This window comes from Microvirga soli (genome assembly GCF_016734765.1).
GTDB classification, from domain to species: domain Bacteria; phylum Pseudomonadota; class Alphaproteobacteria; order Rhizobiales; family Beijerinckiaceae; genus Microvirga; species Microvirga soli.
In genome coordinates this window covers 1-18,364 of sequence record NZ_JAERQE010000015.1, presented here as the reverse complement: position 1 = coordinate 18,364, position 18,364 = coordinate 1, and the positions used below count along the sequence as shown (strand labels likewise).

General features: G+C 65.6%; 16 protein-coding genes. 9 read left to right on the top strand and 7 right to left on the bottom strand.

The genetic code is table 11. The annotated features are described in order from the left end of the window. Positions 1-214: 214 nt before the first annotated feature. Positions 215-1,231 carry a zinc-binding alcohol dehydrogenase family protein gene (locus tag JKL45_RS14365; protein ID WP_201861955.1) on the bottom strand — a complete coding sequence of 339 codons (1,017 nt, stop codon included), beginning with the start codon at positions 1,229-1,231 and terminating at the stop codon, positions 215-217. A 95-nt stretch (positions 1,232-1,326) separates the two neighbouring features. Here JKL45_RS14365 and JKL45_RS14360 point away from each other — a divergent pair, with 95 nt between their 5' ends. The 3 genes from JKL45_RS14360 (at position 1,327) to JKL45_RS14350 (ending at position 8,039) form a co-directional block, all read left to right on the top strand. Continuing rightward, entirely contained in the window at positions 1,327-1,677 is a 351-nt protein-coding gene (locus JKL45_RS14360) for a winged helix-turn-helix transcriptional regulator (protein WP_201861954.1), read from the top strand. A 117-nt stretch (positions 1,678-1,794) separates the two neighbouring features. Beyond that, a complete protein-coding gene (locus tag JKL45_RS14355; protein WP_201861953.1) occupies positions 1,795-6,618 on the top strand; it encodes an NAD-glutamate dehydrogenase in 4,824 nt (1,607 codons plus the stop codon). Positions 6,619-6,659: 41 nt separating this feature from the next. Beyond that, positions 6,660-8,039, top strand: a complete 1,380-nt coding sequence (locus tag JKL45_RS14350) for an MFS transporter (protein ID WP_201861950.1) — start codon at positions 6,660-6,662, stop codon at positions 8,037-8,039. 166 nt (positions 8,040-8,205) lie between these two features. On the opposite strand, the gene JKL45_RS14345 is transcribed toward JKL45_RS14350, so the two are convergent. The 3 genes from JKL45_RS14345 to JKL45_RS14335 all read right to left on the bottom strand — a co-directional run bounded on the left by JKL45_RS14345 (position 8,206) and on the right by JKL45_RS14335 (position 11,056). Beyond that, positions 8,206-8,526 carry a heavy metal-binding domain-containing protein gene (locus tag JKL45_RS14345; protein ID WP_027316776.1) on the bottom strand — a complete coding sequence of 107 codons (321 nt, stop codon included), beginning with the start codon at positions 8,524-8,526 and terminating at the stop codon, positions 8,206-8,208. Between the two features lie 248 nt (positions 8,527-8,774). Beyond that, a complete protein-coding gene (gene purH / locus JKL45_RS14340) occupies positions 8,775-10,367 on the bottom strand; it encodes a bifunctional phosphoribosylaminoimidazolecarboxamide formyltransferase/IMP cyclohydrolase (protein ID WP_201861948.1) in 1,593 nt (530 codons plus the stop codon). A gap of 155 nt (positions 10,368-10,522) precedes the next feature. Further along, positions 10,523-11,056 carry an AAA family ATPase gene (locus tag JKL45_RS14335; RefSeq protein ID WP_201861946.1) on the bottom strand — a complete coding sequence of 178 codons (534 nt, stop codon included), beginning with the start codon at positions 11,054-11,056 and terminating at the stop codon, positions 10,523-10,525. Positions 11,057-11,306: 250 nt separating this feature from the next. On the opposite strand from JKL45_RS14335, the gene JKL45_RS14330 reads away from it, so the two are divergent. After that, the gene (locus JKL45_RS14330; protein WP_201861945.1) at positions 11,307-11,543 is read left to right on the top strand and encodes a hypothetical protein; all 237 of its coding nucleotides are present in this window, start codon (positions 11,307-11,309) and stop codon (positions 11,541-11,543) included. Positions 11,544-11,779: 236 nt separating this feature from the next. Here the strand turns inward: JKL45_RS14330 and JKL45_RS14325 are convergent, their stop codons facing one another. From JKL45_RS14325 to htpX, 3 genes are all read right to left on the bottom strand, one after another. Next, positions 11,780-13,534, bottom strand: a complete 1,755-nt coding sequence (locus JKL45_RS14325) for a heparinase II/III family protein (RefSeq protein ID WP_201861944.1) — start codon at positions 13,532-13,534, stop codon at positions 11,780-11,782. A 95-nt stretch (positions 13,535-13,629) separates the two neighbouring features. Continuing rightward, positions 13,630-14,892: an RsmB/NOP family class I SAM-dependent RNA methyltransferase gene (locus JKL45_RS14320; RefSeq protein WP_201862180.1), complete on the bottom strand. Its 1,263-nt coding sequence runs from the start codon at positions 14,890-14,892 to the stop codon at positions 13,630-13,632. A gap of 55 nt (positions 14,893-14,947) precedes the next feature. Then, positions 14,948-15,883: a zinc metalloprotease HtpX gene (gene htpX, locus JKL45_RS14315; protein WP_201861939.1), complete on the bottom strand. Its 936-nt coding sequence runs from the start codon at positions 15,881-15,883 to the stop codon at positions 14,948-14,950. Between the two features lie 104 nt (positions 15,884-15,987). On the opposite strand from htpX, the gene JKL45_RS14310 reads away from it, so the two are divergent. From JKL45_RS14310 to JKL45_RS14290, 5 genes are all read left to right on the top strand, one after another. After that, the gene (locus tag JKL45_RS14310; RefSeq protein WP_201861938.1) at positions 15,988-16,218 is read left to right on the top strand and encodes a DUF1674 domain-containing protein; all 231 of its coding nucleotides are present in this window, start codon (positions 15,988-15,990) and stop codon (positions 16,216-16,218) included. 71 nt (positions 16,219-16,289) lie between these two features. After that, a complete protein-coding gene (locus tag JKL45_RS14305) occupies positions 16,290-16,535 on the top strand; it encodes a type II toxin-antitoxin system CcdA family antitoxin (protein WP_201861937.1) in 246 nt (81 codons plus the stop codon). Further along, complete coding sequence (locus JKL45_RS14300) at positions 16,535-16,834, top strand: CcdB family protein (protein WP_201861936.1); 300 nt, start codon at positions 16,535-16,537, stop codon at positions 16,832-16,834. The genes JKL45_RS14305 and JKL45_RS14300 overlap by 1 nt, the downstream gene beginning before the upstream one ends. A gap of 125 nt (positions 16,835-16,959) precedes the next feature. Next, the gene (locus tag JKL45_RS14295) at positions 16,960-17,421 is read left to right on the top strand and encodes a carboxymuconolactone decarboxylase family protein (RefSeq protein ID WP_201861935.1); all 462 of its coding nucleotides are present in this window, start codon (positions 16,960-16,962) and stop codon (positions 17,419-17,421) included. Next, on the top strand, positions 17,408-18,286 hold the full coding sequence (locus tag JKL45_RS14290) for a sigma-70 family RNA polymerase sigma factor (RefSeq protein ID WP_312896964.1): 879 nt from the start codon (positions 17,408-17,410) through the stop codon (positions 18,284-18,286). The genes JKL45_RS14295 and JKL45_RS14290 overlap by 14 nt, the downstream gene beginning before the upstream one ends. Positions 18,287-18,364 lie beyond the last annotated feature (78 nt).

Sequence of the window (18,364 nt, the reverse complement as noted above, 5' to 3'; positions counted from 1 at the left end):
GGACACAATGAATCACCGCTTCCTTTGCAAATCTTATTCCTGCCTCATTCGTGCCGAAATGGAGCCGCACTGAACCCCGTAAATGCTTAAGTTGCCTCGACGGCCCGGCTCATCGAATGGCTTGGACACGTCAGCCCCCCAGCCCTCCGGGTCGTTTGGAGAGCCGGGCCACGTCGAGACACAAGGCTGCCTTACGGGGCAGCCTTTTTCTTTTTCAGAACCCCGATAGCACGATCTTGCCGCGCGTGCGGCCGCTCTCGATGAGCGCATGCGCGCGCTTGAGATTGGCTGCGTTGATTGGCCCGATCACGTCGGACAGCGTTGTCCTGATCGTTCCCGCATCCACCAGGCGCGAGGCCTCGGTCAGGATCTCGTGCTGGCGCTCCATGTCGGCGGTCTGGAAGGTCGAGCGGGTGAACATGGATTCCCAGTGGATCGACACGCTCTTGCCCTTCAGCAGGCTGATGTCGAGGGGCGCCTTCGGGTCGTCGATGAGCGCGAAGCGGCCCTGAGGCGCGATGGCTTTGGCGATCTCTGGAAAATGCGTCTCCGTTTGGGTGATCGAGAACACGAAGGCCGGTGCGCCGATTCGGAGGGCTTCGACCTGAGCGGCGAGGGGTTTGCTGTGATCGATCACATGATGGGCGCCGAGCTCCTTCACCCAGGCCCGCGTTTCGGGGCGTGAAGCGGTGGCGATCACGGTGAGGTCCGTGAGGTGGCGCGCCAGCTGAAGGGCCACCGAGCCCACGCCGCCGCCGGCGCCGACGATCAGGATCGCATTGGCCGCACCCTTGACCGGTCGTTTCACGTCCAGCCGGTCGAACAGGGTCTCCCAGGCGGTCAGCGTGGTGAGCGGCAGGGCGGCCGCCTCCTCGATGCTGAGGGATTGGGGCTTTCTTCCCACCAGCCGCTCGTCGACCACATGGGATTCCGCATTGGTGCCCTGCCGGGTGATGGCGCCGGCATAGAACACCTCGTCGCCTTCCTTGAAGAGCGAGACCTCCGAGCCGACCCCACGCACGATGCCGGCGGCGTCAAACCCCAGCACCTTCACGCCGCCCGCCTCGGGTTGGGCCCGCATGCGGACCTTGGTGTCGACCGGGTTCAGGGATACTGCCTTGATCTCGACCAGAAGGTCTCGCGGCCCTGGCTCGGGCTGGGGCAGGTCGACGTCGATGAGGGAGGCATCCTGGTCGATGGGAAGAGATTGCTGGTAGCCGACGGCGCGCATGACTTGTCTCCTGTTGATGGAAACATAGTTGAGCATAGCGTAGGATGCCGCAAGAACGCACAAAAACAGCCCATAGTGTCAAAAAGGATACCGTGATGCCGAGGGTGTCTTCGAAAATTCCGGGAGTTCAGGGCTGCGCCGTCGAGCGCACGCTCAGCCTCATCGACGGCAAGTGGAAGATCGTCGTGCTCTACAAGCTCCTGCGCGGGACGCTCCGCTTCAACGAGCTGCGCCGGCTCATCCCCAACGTCACGCAGCGCATGCTCACGCATCAGCTGCGCGAACTGGAGGCCGACGGGCTCATCGTCCGCACGGTCTATGCCCAGGTGCCGCCCCGAGTCGAATATGCCCTGTCGGTTCGCGGGCGGAGTCTCGAGCCGGTGCTCATGGCCATGAAGGAATGGGGTGATACGAATCTTGCGTCTGATGAGGCTCAGGCAGCATAAAGTGTTCGTGCGCAGCCATAACTTAACTCTGCACAGCGTGCTTCCGCAGGCTGTCCTTGCGCCGCCTGCCGCTCTGTGGCAACGCTCCCGCAACAACGACGATAAGAGGATGCGCGCATGAAGCTGGATACACCCACCAGCGGAGGCGAGTTGACGGCGGAAGCCGTCGCCGTGCTGGAAGCCGGACACAAGGACACCCCTCCGACCTTCGTGCGCGATCTGTACGGGCGGGTGCCGTCCGAGGATCTCGCGTTCTACTCGCCTCAATCCCTGGCGGATCTCGCAGCGGAAGCTTTCGAGCATCTCAAGACGTCCCGCACCGCTGATGGCGCGGATGTCCGCCTCCTCGATGTGGAAGTCGAGCGCGACGGTCGGCGCCAGGACGTGACGGTGCTCGAGATCGTCAACGACAACATGCCCTTCCTGCTCGACTCGACCCTCGCTGAGATCGTCGACCAGGGCTACGACCCGCTTCTCGTGGCCCATCCGATCCTGGCCGTGGAGCGCGACGCCAGCGGCGCGCTGGTTCGCCTCGTGGGTGAGGCGACCGCCGCCCTGCGGCTCGGCGTGAAGCGCGAAAGCTTCATCCATATTCACCTGCCCCGAATCGACGATCCTGAGACCCGTGCCGGAATCATTGAGGCCATGCGGCGAGTCCACAGCGATGTGTCGCTGGCGGTGCACGACTGGCCGGGCATGCGTGCCCGCGTGACCGAGATCGTGCACAATTACCGCCTCAACCCTCCGCCGCTGCCGGATGACGAGGTGAAGGAGGCGATCGCCTTCCTCGACTGGATCGCCCGGGACAATTTCACCTTCCTTGGATTGCGGGAATACCGCCTGCCGTCCGGCGACACCGCGGCCGATCCGGTGGAGGGTTCGGGCTTAGGCCTCCTGCGCGACCCGAACGTGCGCGTGCTGCGCCGCGGCCGCGATCTGGTTTCCATGTCGCCGGAAATCCGCGCCTTCCTTGCGCGTCCCCAGGCGCTCATCATCACCAAGGCGAACGTGAAGTCCCGCGTCCATCGCCGGGCGCATCTCGACTATATCGGGATCAAGCTCTTCGACGGGAACGGCCACCTGCAGGGGGAACTGCGCGTCGTCGGCCTGTTCACTGCAAGCGCCTACACCAACACCACCGGCGAGGTGCCATATCTGCGCCTCAAGGTGGCGAAGGTCACGGCCCGCGCGGGCTTCGACCCGGCGAGTTATGCCGGCCGCGCGCTTCTCAACGTGCTCGAGAATTATCCGCGCGACGAGCTGTTCCAGATCGACGAGGACACGCTCTACCACTTCGCCATCGACATCATGAATCTGTCGGAGCGTCCGCGGGTGCGGGCGCTGGCACGGGCCGACGAGTTCGACCGTTTCGTGTCGGTGCTCGTGTTCGTGCCGAAGGATCGATACGACACGCAGGCGCGCCTGCGCATCGGCCAGTTCCTCGCCGGCATCTACGAGGGGCGCGTCTCCGCCTCCTATCCGTCCTATCCGGAAGGTCCGCTCGCGCGCACCCACTACATCATCGGCCGTGACGAGGGGCAGACTCCGCAGGTCGCCCGCGAGACCCTCGAGAAGGGGATCTCCGCCATCGTGCGCACCTGGAGCGATGCGCTGCGCGATGCGCTCGACGCTTCCGTCGGCGGCGCGAAGGCGCGCGCGCTCGCATCCCGCTACGGCGAGGCGTTCAGCGCCGCCTATCGCGAGGCCTTCGGGGCCGAGCAGGTGATCCAGGACATCAGCCTGCTGGAGCAGCTCTCGGAGGCGCGCCCTCGCGCCGTCGACCTCTATCGCCGCGAAGGCGATCCCGACACCCGCGTGAACCTGAAGGTGTTCTCGCTCAACCAGTCGATGCCCCTGTCGGACCGCGTGCCGCTCCTGGAAAATCTCGGCTTCCGGGTGGTGAACGAGCGAACCTATCGTGTGGCCTTTGCAGGCTCGGACCGGGTGTGGCTCCACGACATGACCCTGGAGCGCGCCGCAGGCGGCACAATCGAGATCGACGAGATCCAGGCGCTCATTGAGGCGGCGCTGCTTGCGCTCTTCCGGGGCCTTGCGGAATCCGACGGCTTCAACCGCCTCGTGCTCGAAGCCGGTCTCGGCTGGCGCGATGTGGCCATGATCCGCGCGTTCGGCCGCTACCTGCGCCAGATCCAGGTCACCTACGCGCAGGATTACATCGCCGAAACGCTGGCGCGTCACGGCGCCATCGTGGCCGATCTCGTGAAGCTCTTCTACGCCCGCTTCGACCCGCGCTACGAGAAGGGCCGCGAGGGCGCCGAGGCCGTGATCCGCGAGCGGATCGAGGGGCAGCTGAAGCAGGTCACGAGCCTGGACGACGACCGGATCCTGCGCCGCTTCATCAACCTGATCGATGCGGCGACCCGCACCAACTTCTTCCAGCTCGAAGACAACGGCCTGCCGCGCCAGACCATCGCGTTCAAGTTCGAATGCGCCAAGGTGGAAGGTCTGCCGCTGCCCCGGCCTCTCTACGAAATCTTCGTCTACTCGCCTCGTGTCGAAGGCGTGCACCTGCGCTTCGGCAAGGTAGCGCGCGGGGGTCTGCGCTGGTCCGACCGGCCGCAGGATTTCCGCACGGAGGTCTTGGGCCTCGTGAAGGCGCAGCAGGTGAAGAACGCCGTCATCGTGCCGGTGGGCGCCAAGGGCGGCTTCGTGCCCAAGCACCTGCCGCCCGCGAGCGACCGGCAGGCCTGGCTCGCCGAGGGCACCGAGAGTTACCGCATCTTCGTGCGCACGATGCTGCAGATCACCGACAACATCGTCGGCGACAGCATCGTCCCGCCGCCGGATACGGTGCGCCACGATGGCGACGATCCCTACCTCGTGGTCGCGGCCGACAAGGGCACGGCCACCTTCTCCGATACGGCAAATGCGCTGTCCATCGAGAAGGGCCACTGGCTCGGCGATGCCTTCGCGTCCGGCGGCAGCCAGGGCTACGACCACAAGAAGATGGGCATCACGGCCCGTGGTGCCTGGGAGGCGGTGAAGCGCCACTTCCGCGAGATCGACATCGACATCCAGACCACTCCGGTCACGGTGGCGGGCGTGGGCGATATGTCGGGTGACGTGTTCGGCAACGGCATGCTGCTGTCGCGGGCGCTGAAGCTCGTGGCCGCCTTCGACCATCGCGACATCTTCCTCGATCCGAACCCGGATCCGGAGGCGACTTATCTGGAGCGCGAGCGCCTGTTCAACCTGCCCCGCTCCAGCTGGCAGGATTACGACAAGGCGCTGATCTCGGCCGGTGGCGGTATCTTCCCGCGCAATGCGAAATCGATTCCGCTTTCGGCCGAAGTGCGTGCGTTGCTCGACCTCGACAAGCCGGAAGCCACACCCGCCGAGGTGATGAACGCAATCCTGAAAGCCCGCGTCGACCTGCTCTGGTTCGGCGGCATCGGCACCTATGTCCGCGCCTCGACCGAGACGGACGAACAGGTGGGCGACCGCGCCAACGATGCGATCCGCATCGCCGGCCCTGATGTGCGCGCCAAGGTGATCGGCGAGGGCGCCAATCTGGGCATGACCCAGCGCGGGCGCATCGAGGCGGCCCAGAAGGGCGTGCGCCTCAACACGGATGCCATCGACAACTCGGCGGGCGTGAACACCTCCGACGTGGAGGTGAACATCAAGATCGCGCTGACCACGCCGGAACGCGACGGACGCCTCTCGGACGAGCAGCGCAACGCTCTGCTTGCGGACATGACCGAGGACGTTGCCGCGCTGGTGCTGCGCAACAACTACCTGCAGAGTCTGGCGCTGTCGCTCTCCGAGCAGCGCGGTTTCGCCGATCTTGGCTTCGCGCGCCGGCTCATGCACATGCTGGAGGCGGATGGCCGCCTCAACCGCGCGGTGGAATACCTGCCTGACGACTCGACGCTCGCCGAGCGCGCTCGGCGCGGCGAGGCGCTGACGCGGCCGGAGCTCGCGGTGCTCCTGGCCTATGCCAAGCTCTCCTTGCACGACGCGCTGCTGGAGAGCCCGGTGCCGGACGATCCCTATCTCGGCAAGGAGCTCGACCGCTACTTCCCGGCCGAGATGCGCGAGCGCTTCCCCGACGCGATCGCAGGCCATCGCCTGCGGCGCGAGATCATCGCGACGCAGCTTGCGAACGCGATCATCAACCGGGGCGGTCCGACCATGGTGGCCCGCCTGGTGGACCAGACCGGCGCCGATGCGCCGACCATCGCGGCGGCCTATGCGGCCACACGCGATTCCTTCAATCTCACCGAGATGAACATTGCCATCGATGCCCTCGACGGCATCGTGCCGGGCCAGGTGCAGCTGCGCCTCTACGGCGAGTTGCAGGATCTGCTCATGAACCGGATCGTCTGGTTCATCCGCAACGTGGACTTCGTCAATCACTCCCTCGACCAGATCATCGGCACCTACCAGGCCGGCATCGCGGAAGTCGAGAAGAGCCTTGGCGACGCGCTCTCTCCCGAGGCCAAGACGGTGTGGGACGTGCGCACGCGGTCGCTGGTTGATGAGGGTGTTCCCGAGGACCTGGCGCGGCGCATCGCGTCGCTGTCCGACCTCGTTGCAGCGCCCGACATCGTGCAGACGGCGCAGAAGACCGGCAAACCGGTGGCTGAGATCGCCTGCACCCACTTCGCGCTCGAGGCCTCATTCCGTCTCGGTGCGCTGATCGGGGCCGCGCAGGACATCAGCGTCAGCGATTACTACGACCGTCTGGCGCTGGACCGAGCCATCGACAGCATCGCCTATGCCCATCGCGGCCTGACCGCCGAGGTGTCCGCTCATGAAGCTTCCGGAGCAGAAGCCGTGCGCGCCTGGAGCGAGAAGCGCGGTGCCGACGTCAACCGCATACGGAGCGCGGTCGACGGCATCGTGTCGTCGGGCCTGACCCTGTCGAAGATCACCGTCGCGGCAAGCCTTTTGGGCGATCTGGCGCGGACGACGTGAGACGCTGATACAAACCTGAACGAAGACAGCGAGGGACATCGGTGAGAGACATCAATCCCCTCGCGCCTTCACGAAGCGCCTCACGTCCGGCCATCCTGGGCTGGCTCCTGTTCGACTGGGCGTGCCAGCCCTTCTTCACGCTGGTCACCACCTTCGTGTTCGCGCCTTATTTCGCATCGGTGCTGGCCTCCGACCCTGTAAGCGGTCAGAGCCTCTGGGGCTACGCGACGGCGGCGGCTGGGCTCGTGCTCGCCGTTCTCTCGCCGGTGCTCGGCTCCATCGCCGATGCCACGGGGCCGAAGAAGCCCTGGATCGCAGCCTGCGGCCTCGTGCTGGTCATCGCGTCCTTCGCGCTCTGGTATGCCGCGCCCGGGCAATCCTATGCCATTCCCATTGCATTAATTGGCTTTGCCTTCGGAACGGTAGCCGTGGAAGTGGCCGCCGTGTTCAACAACGCCATGATCCCGCATCTCGTGCCGCCGGAGCGCTATGGACGCCTCTCAGGCACCGGATGGGCGATGGGCTATCTCGGCGGGCTCGTGTCGCTCGTGATCGTCCTGGGCTTTCTCGCCGCCGACCCCACTTCGATGAAGACCGTGTTCGGCCTGGATCCGCTCTTCGGGCTCGATCCGGCAACACGCGAGGGCGACCGCATCACAGGTCCGTTCTCGGCCCTGTGGTTTCTCGTCTTCGTGCTGCCGTTGTTTCTGCTCACCCCGGATATCCGACGCTCGGGCATAAGCCTGAACGCGGCCGCGCGACAGGGCTTGGAGCAGGTGAGGAACACCCTTGCCGATGCACGGCGCCACCCGAGCGTCGGGCGCTTCCTCCTGGCCAACATGGTCTATCAGGATGCGCTGGTGGCGCTCTTCGCGTTCGGGGGCATTTACGGGGCCGGCGTATTCGGCTGGCAGGCCATCGAGCTCGGGCTCTTCGGCATCATGCTCACCATCACCGGTACCATCGGGGCGCTGATCGGCGGGCGGCTCGACGACCGCATCGGGGCCAAGCCCGTAATCCTCGGCGCCATCGTCCTCCTGGCGCTCGTCTGCGTCGGCATTCTGTCGCTGGGGCGCGACTCCATCTTCTTCGTGGTGCCGACCGCGCCACCTGCACCCGATGACGGCCTCTACGGCTCCGCGCCGGAAAAGGTGTTCGTACTGCTCGGCCTCGTCATCGGCGCCGTGGCGGGTCCGTTGCAGGCATCCTCGCGCAGCCTGCTGGCGCGGCTCGTGCCGGCCGAGGCAGCCGGGCGCTATTTCGGGCTGCTCGCGCTTTCAGGCAAGGTGACGTCCTTCCTCGCGCCACTCGCAGTCGCTGTGGCAACCGCGATCTTTCAGACGCAAGCAGCCGGACCGGCTGTGCTGATCCTGTTCCTGCTCGTGGGCTTCTGGCTGTTGAGCGGTGTGAAGCGGGTGTGAGATCGCACCCCCTTGTCATCCCCGGCGGCCGTGAGGCCGGGAAGGGGATCCATAGTGCCGCGCCTGTGAGTGGATTCCCTTCCCCTTCGCTGCGCTACGGCCGGGAATGACACCGAGGTTGAACCACGCTGTCTCCACGCCTTCGCAGGAATGACAGCGAAGCGGATCACTCCAGCGTCACCGCCGTGCCGCTGACTGACACCATCATCATGCCTTCGTTCTTGCCCAGCGCTCCGTAATCCAGGTGAACGCCCACGATGGCATGCGCGCCGAGGCGCTGCGCCTCCTCGATCATCTCCTGCAGGGCCGTGTCTCGTCCGTCGCGCAAAACCCGCTCGTAGGAGCCCGCACGTCCGCCCACCACGTCGCGGATGGAGGCGAAGAAATCGCGGAACACGTTGGCGCCGAGAATCGCCTCGCCCGAGACGATGCCGCGATAGGAACCGATGCGGCGGCCTTCGATGGTGGGTGTCGTGGTGATGATCATCAGGGTCTCCTTCTGCTCCGCTTCAGATGGGGAGGGTGAGGAGAAATGTCATCCCGGACGGAGCGCAGCGACGATCCGGGATCGGGTGCAGGGTGTGACGCTTCTTTCCATCATGCCCGGACTTGTTCGGGGCATGCACGTTTCAAACCCGCTCAAAGACGTGGATGGCCGGGACGAGCCCGGCCATGACGAGGAGTATTTGGAAGCGATCCCAGGTTCTGCTGCGCAGCCCCGGAATGACGCTATGGTCAATGCCTGAAATGCCGGTGTCCCGTGAACACCATGGCGAGCCCTGCCTCGTCGGCGGCTTTGATGACTTCGTCGTCGCGCATGGAGCCGCCGGGTTGGATCACCGCGGTGGCTCCGGCTTCTGCCGCGGCAAGCAGGCCGTCCGCGAAGGGGAAGAAGGCGTCTGAGGCGACCACCGAGCCCTTGGCGAGGGTCTCAGGCAGGTTTGCGGCTTTCGCGGCTTCCGCAGCCTTCCAGGCGGCGATGCGGGAGGAATCGACGCGGCTCATCTGGCCGGCGCCGATGCCCACCGTGGCGAGGTCCTTCGCGTACACGATGGCGTTCGACTTCACGTGCTTGGCGACCCGGAAGGCGAACCGCAGATCCGCGAGCTCCTGCTCCGTGGGCGCGCGCTTCGTCACGACCTTCAGGTCCATGGCGTCGACCACCGCGTTGTCGCGGTTCTGCGCCAGGAAGCCGCCGGCCACCGTGCGCAGCGTCAGCCCCGGCGCGCGCGGATCGGGCAGGGAGCTGGCGAGCAGCAGGCGCAGGTTCTTCTTGGCGGCCACGATGGCAATGGCCTCCTCGCTCGCGTCGGGCGCGATGATCACCTCGGTGAAGATCTCGGTGATGGCCTTGGCGGCCTCCGCATCGAGCATGCGGTTCATGGCGACGATGCCGCCGAAGGCCGAGACCGGATCGCAGCGCAGGGCCTTCTCGTAAGCCTCGCGCAGGCTCGTACCCTCCGCCACGCCGCACGGATTGGCGTGCTTGACGATCACGATGGCGGCCGAACGGCCTGGATCGAACTCAGCCACGGCCTCATAGGCCGCATCCGTGTCGTTGATGTTGTTGTAGGAGAGCTGCTTGCCCTGCACTTGCCGGGCCGTGGCGACGCCGGGGCGGTTTTCCGGTGTGCGGTAGAAGGCGGCAGACTGGTGCGGGTTCTCGCCGTAGCGCATCACCTCGGCAATCGAGCCGCCGAGCGCGCGGAACGGCGGGGTGGCCTCGCCAAGCTCGTTCGCGAACCAGTTGGAGATCGCGGCATCGTAGGCGGCCGTGCGCGAATAGGCCTTCTGCGCCAAGCGCCGGCGCAGGGTCAGCGTGACCGAGCCGTCGTATTGCGCGAGATCGTCGAGAACCGCCGCGTAATCGGCGCCGTCCACCACCACGGCCACATCGCCGTGGTTCTTGGCCGCCGCGCGGATCATGGCGGGACCGCCGATATCGATGTTCTCGATGCAGTCGTCGTAAGAGCGGCCGGCCGCGACCGTCGCCTCGAACGGGTAGAGGTTTACCACCAGCAGGTCGATGGCCTGGATCCCGTGGGCGAGCATCGCCGCCTGATGCTCCGGGTTGGCGCGGATCGCCAGGAGGCCGCCATGAACCGCCGGGTGCAGCGTCTTCACGCGCCCGTCCATCATCTCAGGGAATCCCGTGAGCTCGCTCACGTCCTTCACGGGCAGGCCCGCTTCGCTCAAGCTTTTATGCGTGCCGCCGGTGGAGACCAGCTCGATGCCGCGCTCATGGAGCGCGCGGGCAAAGTCCACGAGACCCGTCTTGTCGGATACGGAAAGCAGAGCACAGGACACGCGCTTCAGATCGCTAGGCATGACGGCCGCTCCATCAAGGAAGAAGATGCGGGCGCGATAGCACGGGAGGCTAAGGATGGGAACCGGGGAGGGGCCGAGTTTCGGGCCGCACACTTGCGCAATAGCTGGCAAATCCGTTGTTGCTGTTCATTGGCATTCCATGGAATCGAACGACGTCATTCATCTGCTAGAGCCTTCTCGATGATATCGGCACGCTCCGACACACTAATCTTGGGCAGAATAGAAACCTTGTACCCAAGCATAGGGTAAGCCTCCAGCAGGCGAGAGTATTCAGCTTCCGCTGCTGCCATATCGTGACGCCGCTCTGGATCATTTGCGTAGATTTCCGGCCACGGCGGCGTGAAGAACACAGTTTGGTGGTAGCGATGCAACTGAGCGAGTGAGGTGAGAACCGGCTCATGTGTCAGGTGCTGTAGGAAAGCCGCAGCGTCCACTAGGCTCCTGTCAAAAAATACCCACCCATTCCAAGCGGCTGCCGCCGCTCGATCTTCCAGGGCCATAACGATTGCACGATGAGAAAAGGCCTTTTCGTCCTTCCAGGGAAGCGCCACCCCTCCTTTTTGCAGTTCCTGTCTGACGATCCGTCGGCCAGGCTCCTCCACGATGGGGTGTCCACGCCTGCCAAGCTCAGCGAGCAAAGTGGATTTGCCACCGCCCGAACAGCCGGAAATGACAACAAATCGCTTCATTGACCCTCCTTTGCTTATGGAGCCGTGACGATCTCAAACGTTCAAATAGCTTGGCGGATGATATAACCTCTGCTAGGACTCCTGTCATGATTAACCGCGCATCCTGGCTTACCCATAAATTCACGTACCTCAAAGGGTGCGCGGGATGGGTATTGCGCTGATGCGTGCGTGATCATTCCCGAGGACCCTCCCGAGGCGGGTAGGGTCCTGACGTTCTCTGCTCTCCTCATGTCGATTGTGAGGAGCAAGCATGAACACCCTTTTCCATACGCCAAAACGCAAGCCCCGCTTCTACCCGGTCATTCGCGCCATCAGGATTGTTGTGTCCTGGGTGACGGGTATTGCTGCGTCGTGGAATCGCTTCACCGAGCGGCGGGCGTTGCAGAGGTTGGAGCATCTCAACGACCATGCGTTGCGCGATATCGGCGTGTGGCGCGAGCCTGAACCCCGCGTCGACGAATGGTGGAAGATGAATCCGCCGCCCTGAAGCGAGGTTTCTGAGCCGTCAGACGGTGGTTCACAAAGTGCTGGCAACCCTCCTCCCCCTTGTGGGGAGGAGTGGGAGGTGGGGGTGTGAGCGATAGCCTATGAAGGTCAGGCGCCAACACCCCCACCCCGGCTGCTTTCGCAGCCACCCCTCCCCACAAGGGGGAGGGGAGATGGGTGCATCGCACTGATGAATCAGCACTCATGGGAATTCCGTGGAGCTCGGTAGAGGTGCCCTCAAATCAGCTCCGCCTGCTCCGCAGGCTGCTCGGCGCTGAACGTGCGCGCCAGGCGCTCGAAGCGCCAGCGCACGGAAGGCGTCTCGCTCGGGCGGACCGTCAGCACGATCTGTTCGGTGCGGCGCAGGCCGTCGGCGGTGGCCAGAAACACGCTGTCGTCGATCTCGGCCTCGATGGGGACCGCCGAGAACTGCCAGGCCTCGCGGTTGGGCAGCACCAGCATCACCACGCGGCCGCCCTGGGCAAGGCTCGCCTTGATGCCGGGCGCGAGATGAAATCGGATGATGGCCTGGGCCGTTCCAGCGTTGCCGCCTTCGCTCCAGAAATTGTCCTCGCCTTCAAGCACGTTGCCCTTGGGGGCGAGCTGCCAGCGCCGCTCGTGGGTGATCCCGAAGCGCGCCTTGTAGCCGTCGTGGCTGGCGGAGAGAAGCTGCGCGTGCTCGCGCTCGCTGCGCTCCGCCGTCACCCGCTCCGGGCCGCTGAGGATGACCGGACCGACCCGGCGCAGAAGCCAGGCGGACATCCGGCGCTGCAACCAGCTCCCCTTCTTGTCGACGATCTGGCAGGAGGAGATGTCGTTGATGGAGGCGGTGGAATGCGCGGCGGTCGAGCGCGAGGCCTGGATGATTGCCTCGGCGGCGATCTGCGGCATGCCGCAGTTGACCACGATGCGCTGCGCGGCGCTCGAGAACTCGAAGGACAGGCAGCCGGCGGACGCTTCCTGCGACAGGGGCCGCGGCGGCGGCGCGCCCACATCGGCCACCACCAGGGTGCGCCCGGCCTCCAGCCGCTCATAGCCCGAATGGGGCGCGTGGTGGATCGGCTGGCTGCGCATGTCGTCATAAGTGAGCAGCGTTGCGAGATGATCGGCCGCCGTGACGCCCATGCCGTTGAAATGCGAGAGCGTGCCGTCCCCGTGCCGGAACAGCCGAACCATCGGCAGCATGCGGTCGATAGAGTGCAGCAGCGCCTCGGGCGTGTCGACCTCGCGGCTGGCGAACATCTGGCGCAAGGGGAGAAGATCGAACAGCAGCTCGACGACAATGCGCGGATTGCGGCTCGCATGGCCGCCATCGGCCAGGATCTGCCGGTCGAGCTCGCGGGCGAGCAGGCGGGTCGCGCGGCGTAAGGAGCGGTCGAGCCCCTCGCAGCACAGGCCCGCATAGCAGAGCGCGATCCCGGCCATGAGCTGCTGATAGGGCAGGGCGCCGGCGCGGATCTGGCGTTCCAGAATCCGCACATGCTGCCCGATGATCTTCAGGAATCGCTGGTAGAAGGCGTGGTCGGCCCCTTCCAGGATCAGCGGCGACTGGCTGATGAAGGACATGAGCCGGCGCGCGGTGATCTCGGTGCTACAGGCGATGCGCCTGTCGCCGAGCTTGGAGGTGACGAACTCGTCGACCAGCGAGCGGGCATTGGCCTGGGCCAGCGCGGTGCCGGCGGCACGCAGGTGGCGCAGCCAGCCGAAGCCGTAGAGCGCCTCGCCCCAGGCGCGGCTCGGGGGATTGAACGCAAAGGGCGAGCGCCCGCCCGTGGTGACGGCGCGGCCCGAAAAGGCGAAGAAGCCGGAATAGATGTCGGTCGCGATGGTGGGATCGGCCGTGCGCAGATCCTGCGGGGCGAAGAGCAGCCGCGTGGGCACGGGAGCGCTGGAGAGCCGGGACAAGCTCCAGACCATGCTTTCACGCGTGGCGCGGCCTGCCTCGCGAAGGGCAAGCCTGTACAAACGCCAGCGATCCGGCCCGAAATCCACCCGTGGCGCTCCTCTTGTTCGCTTGAATCCAAGCCAACTTAAGTGAGGAGTTCCTGCTGACCGGTTAACACCCGGTAAGAGACGATTCACTATCTTTACGAACCTTTGTGCACAAACCGTGCGACAAAGAAGCCGTCGAGGCCGGAGCGGTCATGCTCCGCCAGCGCCAATTGGCTCGGCAGGGTCCGCAGATCCCCGTCCCGCGTGATGCACTCGTCGAAGCCGCCGATCTCGTCAGGGGTGACGGGCACGCGGGCGAAATCAGGATGACGCGACAGGAAGCTTTCCGCCTGCCGCTCGCCTTCCTCGGCTTCCAGGGAACAGGTGCAGTAGACGAGCCGCCCGCCGGGTTTGAGCAGGCCGGCCGCCTTGTCGAGGAGGCGGCTCTGGAGCCCGGCGAGCTTGCGGATGTCCTCCTCGCCCTTGGTCCAGGCCGCGTCCGGATGGCGGCGAATGGTGCCGGTGGCGGAGCACGGGGCATCGAGCAGGATGGCGTCGAAGGGCGCGGCGTCGAGCTTTTCCGCATCGATCGCGCGGGTCTCGGCCTTCAGGTTCAGGCGGGCGAGGTTTTCCTCCAGCCGAATCAGACGCTTGGCCGAGCGGTCGACCGCAAGCACCTCGGCGCCGGCGGCGGCCAATTGGGCGGTCTTGCCGCCAGGGGCGGCGCAGAGATCCGCGATGCGCTCGCCGGGCTTCGGGTTGAGCAGGCGGGCCGGCAGGGCTGCGGCGGCATCCTGCACCCACCATTCACCGGCCTCGAAACCGGGCAACTCGCGGATGGCGGTGCGTTCCTTCAGGCGGATGCTGCCCGTGGGCAGGAGAACGCCGCCCAGACGCTCGGCCCAGGATTCCGGATCGCTCTTCACCGTCAGGTCGACGGAGGCAAGCGAACGGTGCGCCTCGGCAATTCTGGTGGCGAGCTCCTCGCCGTATTGCGCGATCCAGCGCTCCTCCAGCCATGTGGGCGTGTCGAGCCATGGGTCGTTCTCGGCCAGAATCGCCTCGCGCTCGCGGGCGACCCGGCGCAGGACGGCATTGATGAAGCCGCCCGCGTGATGGAGCTTGGGATCGTTCTGCGCGAGCTGCACCGCGCTGTCGACGACTGCGTGGTCGGGCACGTCGAGGTACAGGATCTGCGCCGCCCCGGTGGCGAGGAGATGCATCAGGCGCTCGTCCTTCGGCGGCTTGTTGAGCCGCTCACGCAGGGCATGCCCGAGGGTGCCGAGGCGCCGGAAGGTCACGATGGCGATGGCCCTGGCCAGCGCCTCGTCGCGGGAGGAGAGGTTCTCCGCGCGGGCGAGTTCCTCCATCACGTCGTCGAGCGGCACGCGCCGCTTGAGGGTCTCCGTCACGGCCATCCAGGCGAGGCGGCGGGGGCCGAGGCCCGTTTGTTCGTCCGATTGACTCAAAAGCTTATCCCCAAGGCCCGCGGCGGGTGCCGCTGGAGCCCCCAGCCGAGCCCCAGGGGCCCGCCGAACTCTGCGTGAAGAAGCCGCTTTGCGGCGTCGAGCCCATCTCCTGCGCCAAAGCGTGGAGCGCCGCAATCCGGTTTTCGGTCGCGGGATGGGTCGAGAACAGGTTGTCCACCCCCTGTCCCGACAGCGGGTTGATGATGAAGAGGGAGGCGGTGGCAGGCCGCCGCTCCGCATCCGGGTTCGGGATATGCGCCACGCCGCCGGCGATGCGGGCGAGCGCCGAGGCCAGCGCCAGGGGCTGGCCGGAGATCGCCGCGCCCATCCGGTCGGCGTCGTATTCCCGCGAGCGGCTGATCGCCATCTGGATGATCATGGCGGCAAGGGGTGCCAGCAGCGCGGTGGCCAGCATCACGATGGGGTTCGGCCGCTCGTCGCCGCGTCCGCCGAAGAGGAAGCCGAACTGGGCGAGCGTCGCGATGGCGCCGGCCACCGTTGCGCTCACCGTCATGATCAGCGTGTCGCGGTTCTTGATGTGGGCGAGCTCGTGCGCCATCACGCCGGCGATCTCGTCGCGGGAGAGCATGTTGAGCAGGCCCGTGGTGGCGGCGACCGCCGCATTTTCCGGGTTGCGCCCTGTGGCGAACGCATTGGGCTGCGGGTTGTCGATGAGATAGACCCGCGGCATGGGCAGGCCTGCGCGCTGGCTGAGATCGCGCACCATCTGCACCAGTTCCGGCGCGGTGCGCTCGTCCACCTCGACGGCGTGATGGGCGGCGAGCGCCAGCCGGTCCGAGTTCCAGTAGGCGAAGAGGTTGGTGGCCAGGCCAAAGCCGAGCGCAATCATCATGCCGGTGCCGCCGCCGAGAAAATAGCCGACGACGCCGAACAGGGCCATGAGGCCGGCCAGCAGCATTCCGGTCTTGACGGTGTTCATCGGGGTCTCCACCTCGTGGTCAGCACGACATTCATCCTCCAGCCCCTATGTGGGAATGGTCCAGCTCTCTCCCAAGAGGAGCGGGAATCGGTATAAGGCCTCTCATGAGCACGAACGACAACATCCCCGCGGATCGCCCCGTCGAAGGCGCGGCCCCCGGCAAGCCACTGTCACCCGCGGCCCAGCGGGCGCTCGAGGAAGCGGCCCAGCGCCGCCTCGACATCGACGCCCGCGCGGCCGAGATCGCCAAGCAGAAGGAACTCCAGGGCCGCGGCGGCCTCGAGCCCGTCCGCTATGACGATTGGGAGGTGAAGGGCCTGGCAAGCGATTTTTAGACAGCGTCGACGGGTTTACTCAGGCTTATATGCGCATATATTATGCGCATACGTATTCGGGAGGTGTCGCGATGTCCAAGCCCGTTGGAGCAATAAGGGATCGACGTCCCACCAACGTCACCCTTCTCGTCGAGCTTGTGGCTGAGGCGAAAGCCCTCAACATCAACGTTTCCCAGGCCTGCGAACGCGGTTTGGCTCACTCGGTCGTGGAGGCCCGGAGAGCCCGCTGGCTTGAAGATAACAAAGACGCCATAGAAGCGTACAACGACATGATCGAACGGGATGGATTGCCCCTGGATGAATTCCGGCAATTCTGATGAGCCAGTTCAACGTTTATACCGGGGTCGGCCGCTCCGGCAGCCTTGTGGTCGATCTGCAATCCAACATCCTGGAGCCCATCGCCACCCGCATGGTTGCGCCGCTCTTCCTGAAAAGCGAGACAAAGGTCATCACCGAGTTGACGCCGATGGTGAGCATCGATGGACGAGATCTCGTGGTCATGATTCCGCTCATGGGATCGATCCCAGCGCGTGAACTGCAGCGTCCTGTGGGTTCGCTCGCCTCCGATCAGGATGCTATCAAGCGGGCGCTCGATCTTCTGTTCCTTGGCTTTTGACCGTGTGGTCGGGCATTCGCTCGACATCGACCCGGAAAGCCGAAAAAATTTTGGGTCGCATGTCACATCGGGCCGTCCCGTCTCGTCTTAGCATCGTCAGCAACACGACAATGAGGACCAAGACGATGAAAGCCCGGTTGATTCCCTTCGAAGTCGCCCCCGGCTCCCTGAAGCCGATGATCGAGCTCGAAAAGACCCTCAAGAACAGCGGTCTGGAGCACAGCCTGTTGGAGCTGGTGAAAACCCGCGCCTCGCAGATCAACGGCTGCGCCTATTGCATCCACATGCACACCAAGGATGCCCGCGCCAACGGCGAGACCGAAGAGCGGCTCTACCTCCTGAGCGCCTGGCGGGAATCCCCACTCTACAGCGACCGCGAGCGGGCTGCCCTCGCCTGGACCGAGGCCCTGACGCTGGTGGCCGAAACTCACGCTCCCGATGAGGATTATGCGGAACTGAGCCGCCACTTCACGCCCGCCGAGCAGGTCAACCTGACCCTGATGATCGGCGCCATCAATGCCTGGAATCGCCTGGCCATCGGCTTCCGGTCGATCCACCCGGTCGAGGCTGGCCGTGCTGCCGCCTGATGGCGACGCCGCGGACCGGTTCCAGCCCCTCAGGCCGGGGCTGGTCCGCCTCGCCTACCGCATGCTTGGCTCCATCGCGGAGGCCGAGGATGTGGTGCAGGAGGCCTATATCCGCTGGCACCAGACGGACCGCTCGGCCGTGCGCGAGCCAGGCGCCTTCCTGTCCAAGACCGTCACGCGCCTGTGCCTCGACATTCTGAAATCGGCACGCGTGAAGCGCGAGACCTATATCGGGCCCTGGCTGCCCGAGCCGGTTCTGGAAGCCGACCGGGAGGAGGATACGGCCGAGGACCTGTCCCTGACGCTGATGATGGCGCTGGAGCGGCTCTCGCCCCTGGAGCGCGCGGCCTTTCTCCTGCACGACGTGTTCGGTCTCGGCTTCGACGAGGTCGCCGCGACCCTCGATCGGGATCCGGCCGCCTGCCGCCAGCTTGCGGCGCGGGCCCGCAAGAACGTGCGGGCGGAAAGACCGCGCTATGCCATCGACCGTGAGGAAGGCGAGCGGATGACCGATGCCTTCTTCGCCGCCTCGCGCAGCGGCGATCTGTCTGGCTTACGCAATCTCCTCGCCGAGAACGTCGTGTCCTACACCGATGGCGGCGGCATCCGGAACGCGGCGCTCAACCCGCTGTTCGGTTTCCGCAGGGTCGCCGGCTTGTTCCTGGGCGTGGCGCGCAAGAGCGCAGGCCAATTGCCCACGATCCTCTACAAGGGCCCGATCAACGGGCTGCCGGGCTTCGTCACCCTCGAGCAGGACGGCATGGTGCAGACCACCGCGCTCGACATCGAGGATGGCCGCATCGTCGGGGTCTATATCGTCCGCAATCCCGAAAAGCTCCGGCACCTGGCGGATCTGGCGGACTAGCTGTCTGGATGCGAGACCTCCTTTGCATGAGCGACGACCTGGAGGGCTTGCGGCAAAGCGTTTGGATCGGGCGGCTTT

Coding starts and splice junctions, on each gene's coding strand:
- JKL45_RS14365 (WP_201861955.1), bottom strand. CDS start 1,231: ATGCGCGCCGTCGGCTACCAGCAATCTCTTCCCATCGACCAGGATGCC.
- JKL45_RS14360 (WP_201861954.1), top strand. CDS start 1,327: ATGCCGAGGGTGTCTTCGAAAATTCCGGGAGTTCAGGGCTGCGCCGTC.
- JKL45_RS14355 (WP_201861953.1), top strand. CDS start 1,795: ATGAAGCTGGATACACCCACCAGCGGAGGCGAGTTGACGGCGGAAGCC.
- JKL45_RS14345 (WP_027316776.1), bottom strand. CDS start 8,526: ATGATCATCACCACGACACCCACCATCGAAGGCCGCCGCATCGGTTCC.
- purH (WP_201861948.1), bottom strand. CDS start 10,367: ATGCCTAGCGATCTGAAGCGCGTGTCCTGTGCTCTGCTTTCCGTATCC.
- JKL45_RS14335 (WP_201861946.1), bottom strand. CDS start 11,056: ATGAAGCGATTTGTTGTCATTTCCGGCTGTTCGGGCGGTGGCAAATCC.
- JKL45_RS14330 (WP_201861945.1), top strand. CDS start 11,307: ATGAACACCCTTTTCCATACGCCAAAACGCAAGCCCCGCTTCTACCCG.
- JKL45_RS14320 (WP_201862180.1), bottom strand. CDS start 14,892: ATGGCCGTGACGGAGACCCTCAAGCGGCGCGTGCCGCTCGACGACGTG.
- htpX (WP_201861939.1), bottom strand. CDS start 15,883: ATGAACACCGTCAAGACCGGAATGCTGCTGGCCGGCCTCATGGCCCTG.
- JKL45_RS14310 (WP_201861938.1), top strand. CDS start 15,988: ATGAGCACGAACGACAACATCCCCGCGGATCGCCCCGTCGAAGGCGCG.
- JKL45_RS14305 (WP_201861937.1), top strand. CDS start 16,290: ATGTCCAAGCCCGTTGGAGCAATAAGGGATCGACGTCCCACCAACGTC.
- JKL45_RS14300 (WP_201861936.1), top strand. CDS start 16,535: ATGAGCCAGTTCAACGTTTATACCGGGGTCGGCCGCTCCGGCAGCCTT.
- JKL45_RS14295 (WP_201861935.1), top strand. CDS start 16,960: ATGAAAGCCCGGTTGATTCCCTTCGAAGTCGCCCCCGGCTCCCTGAAG.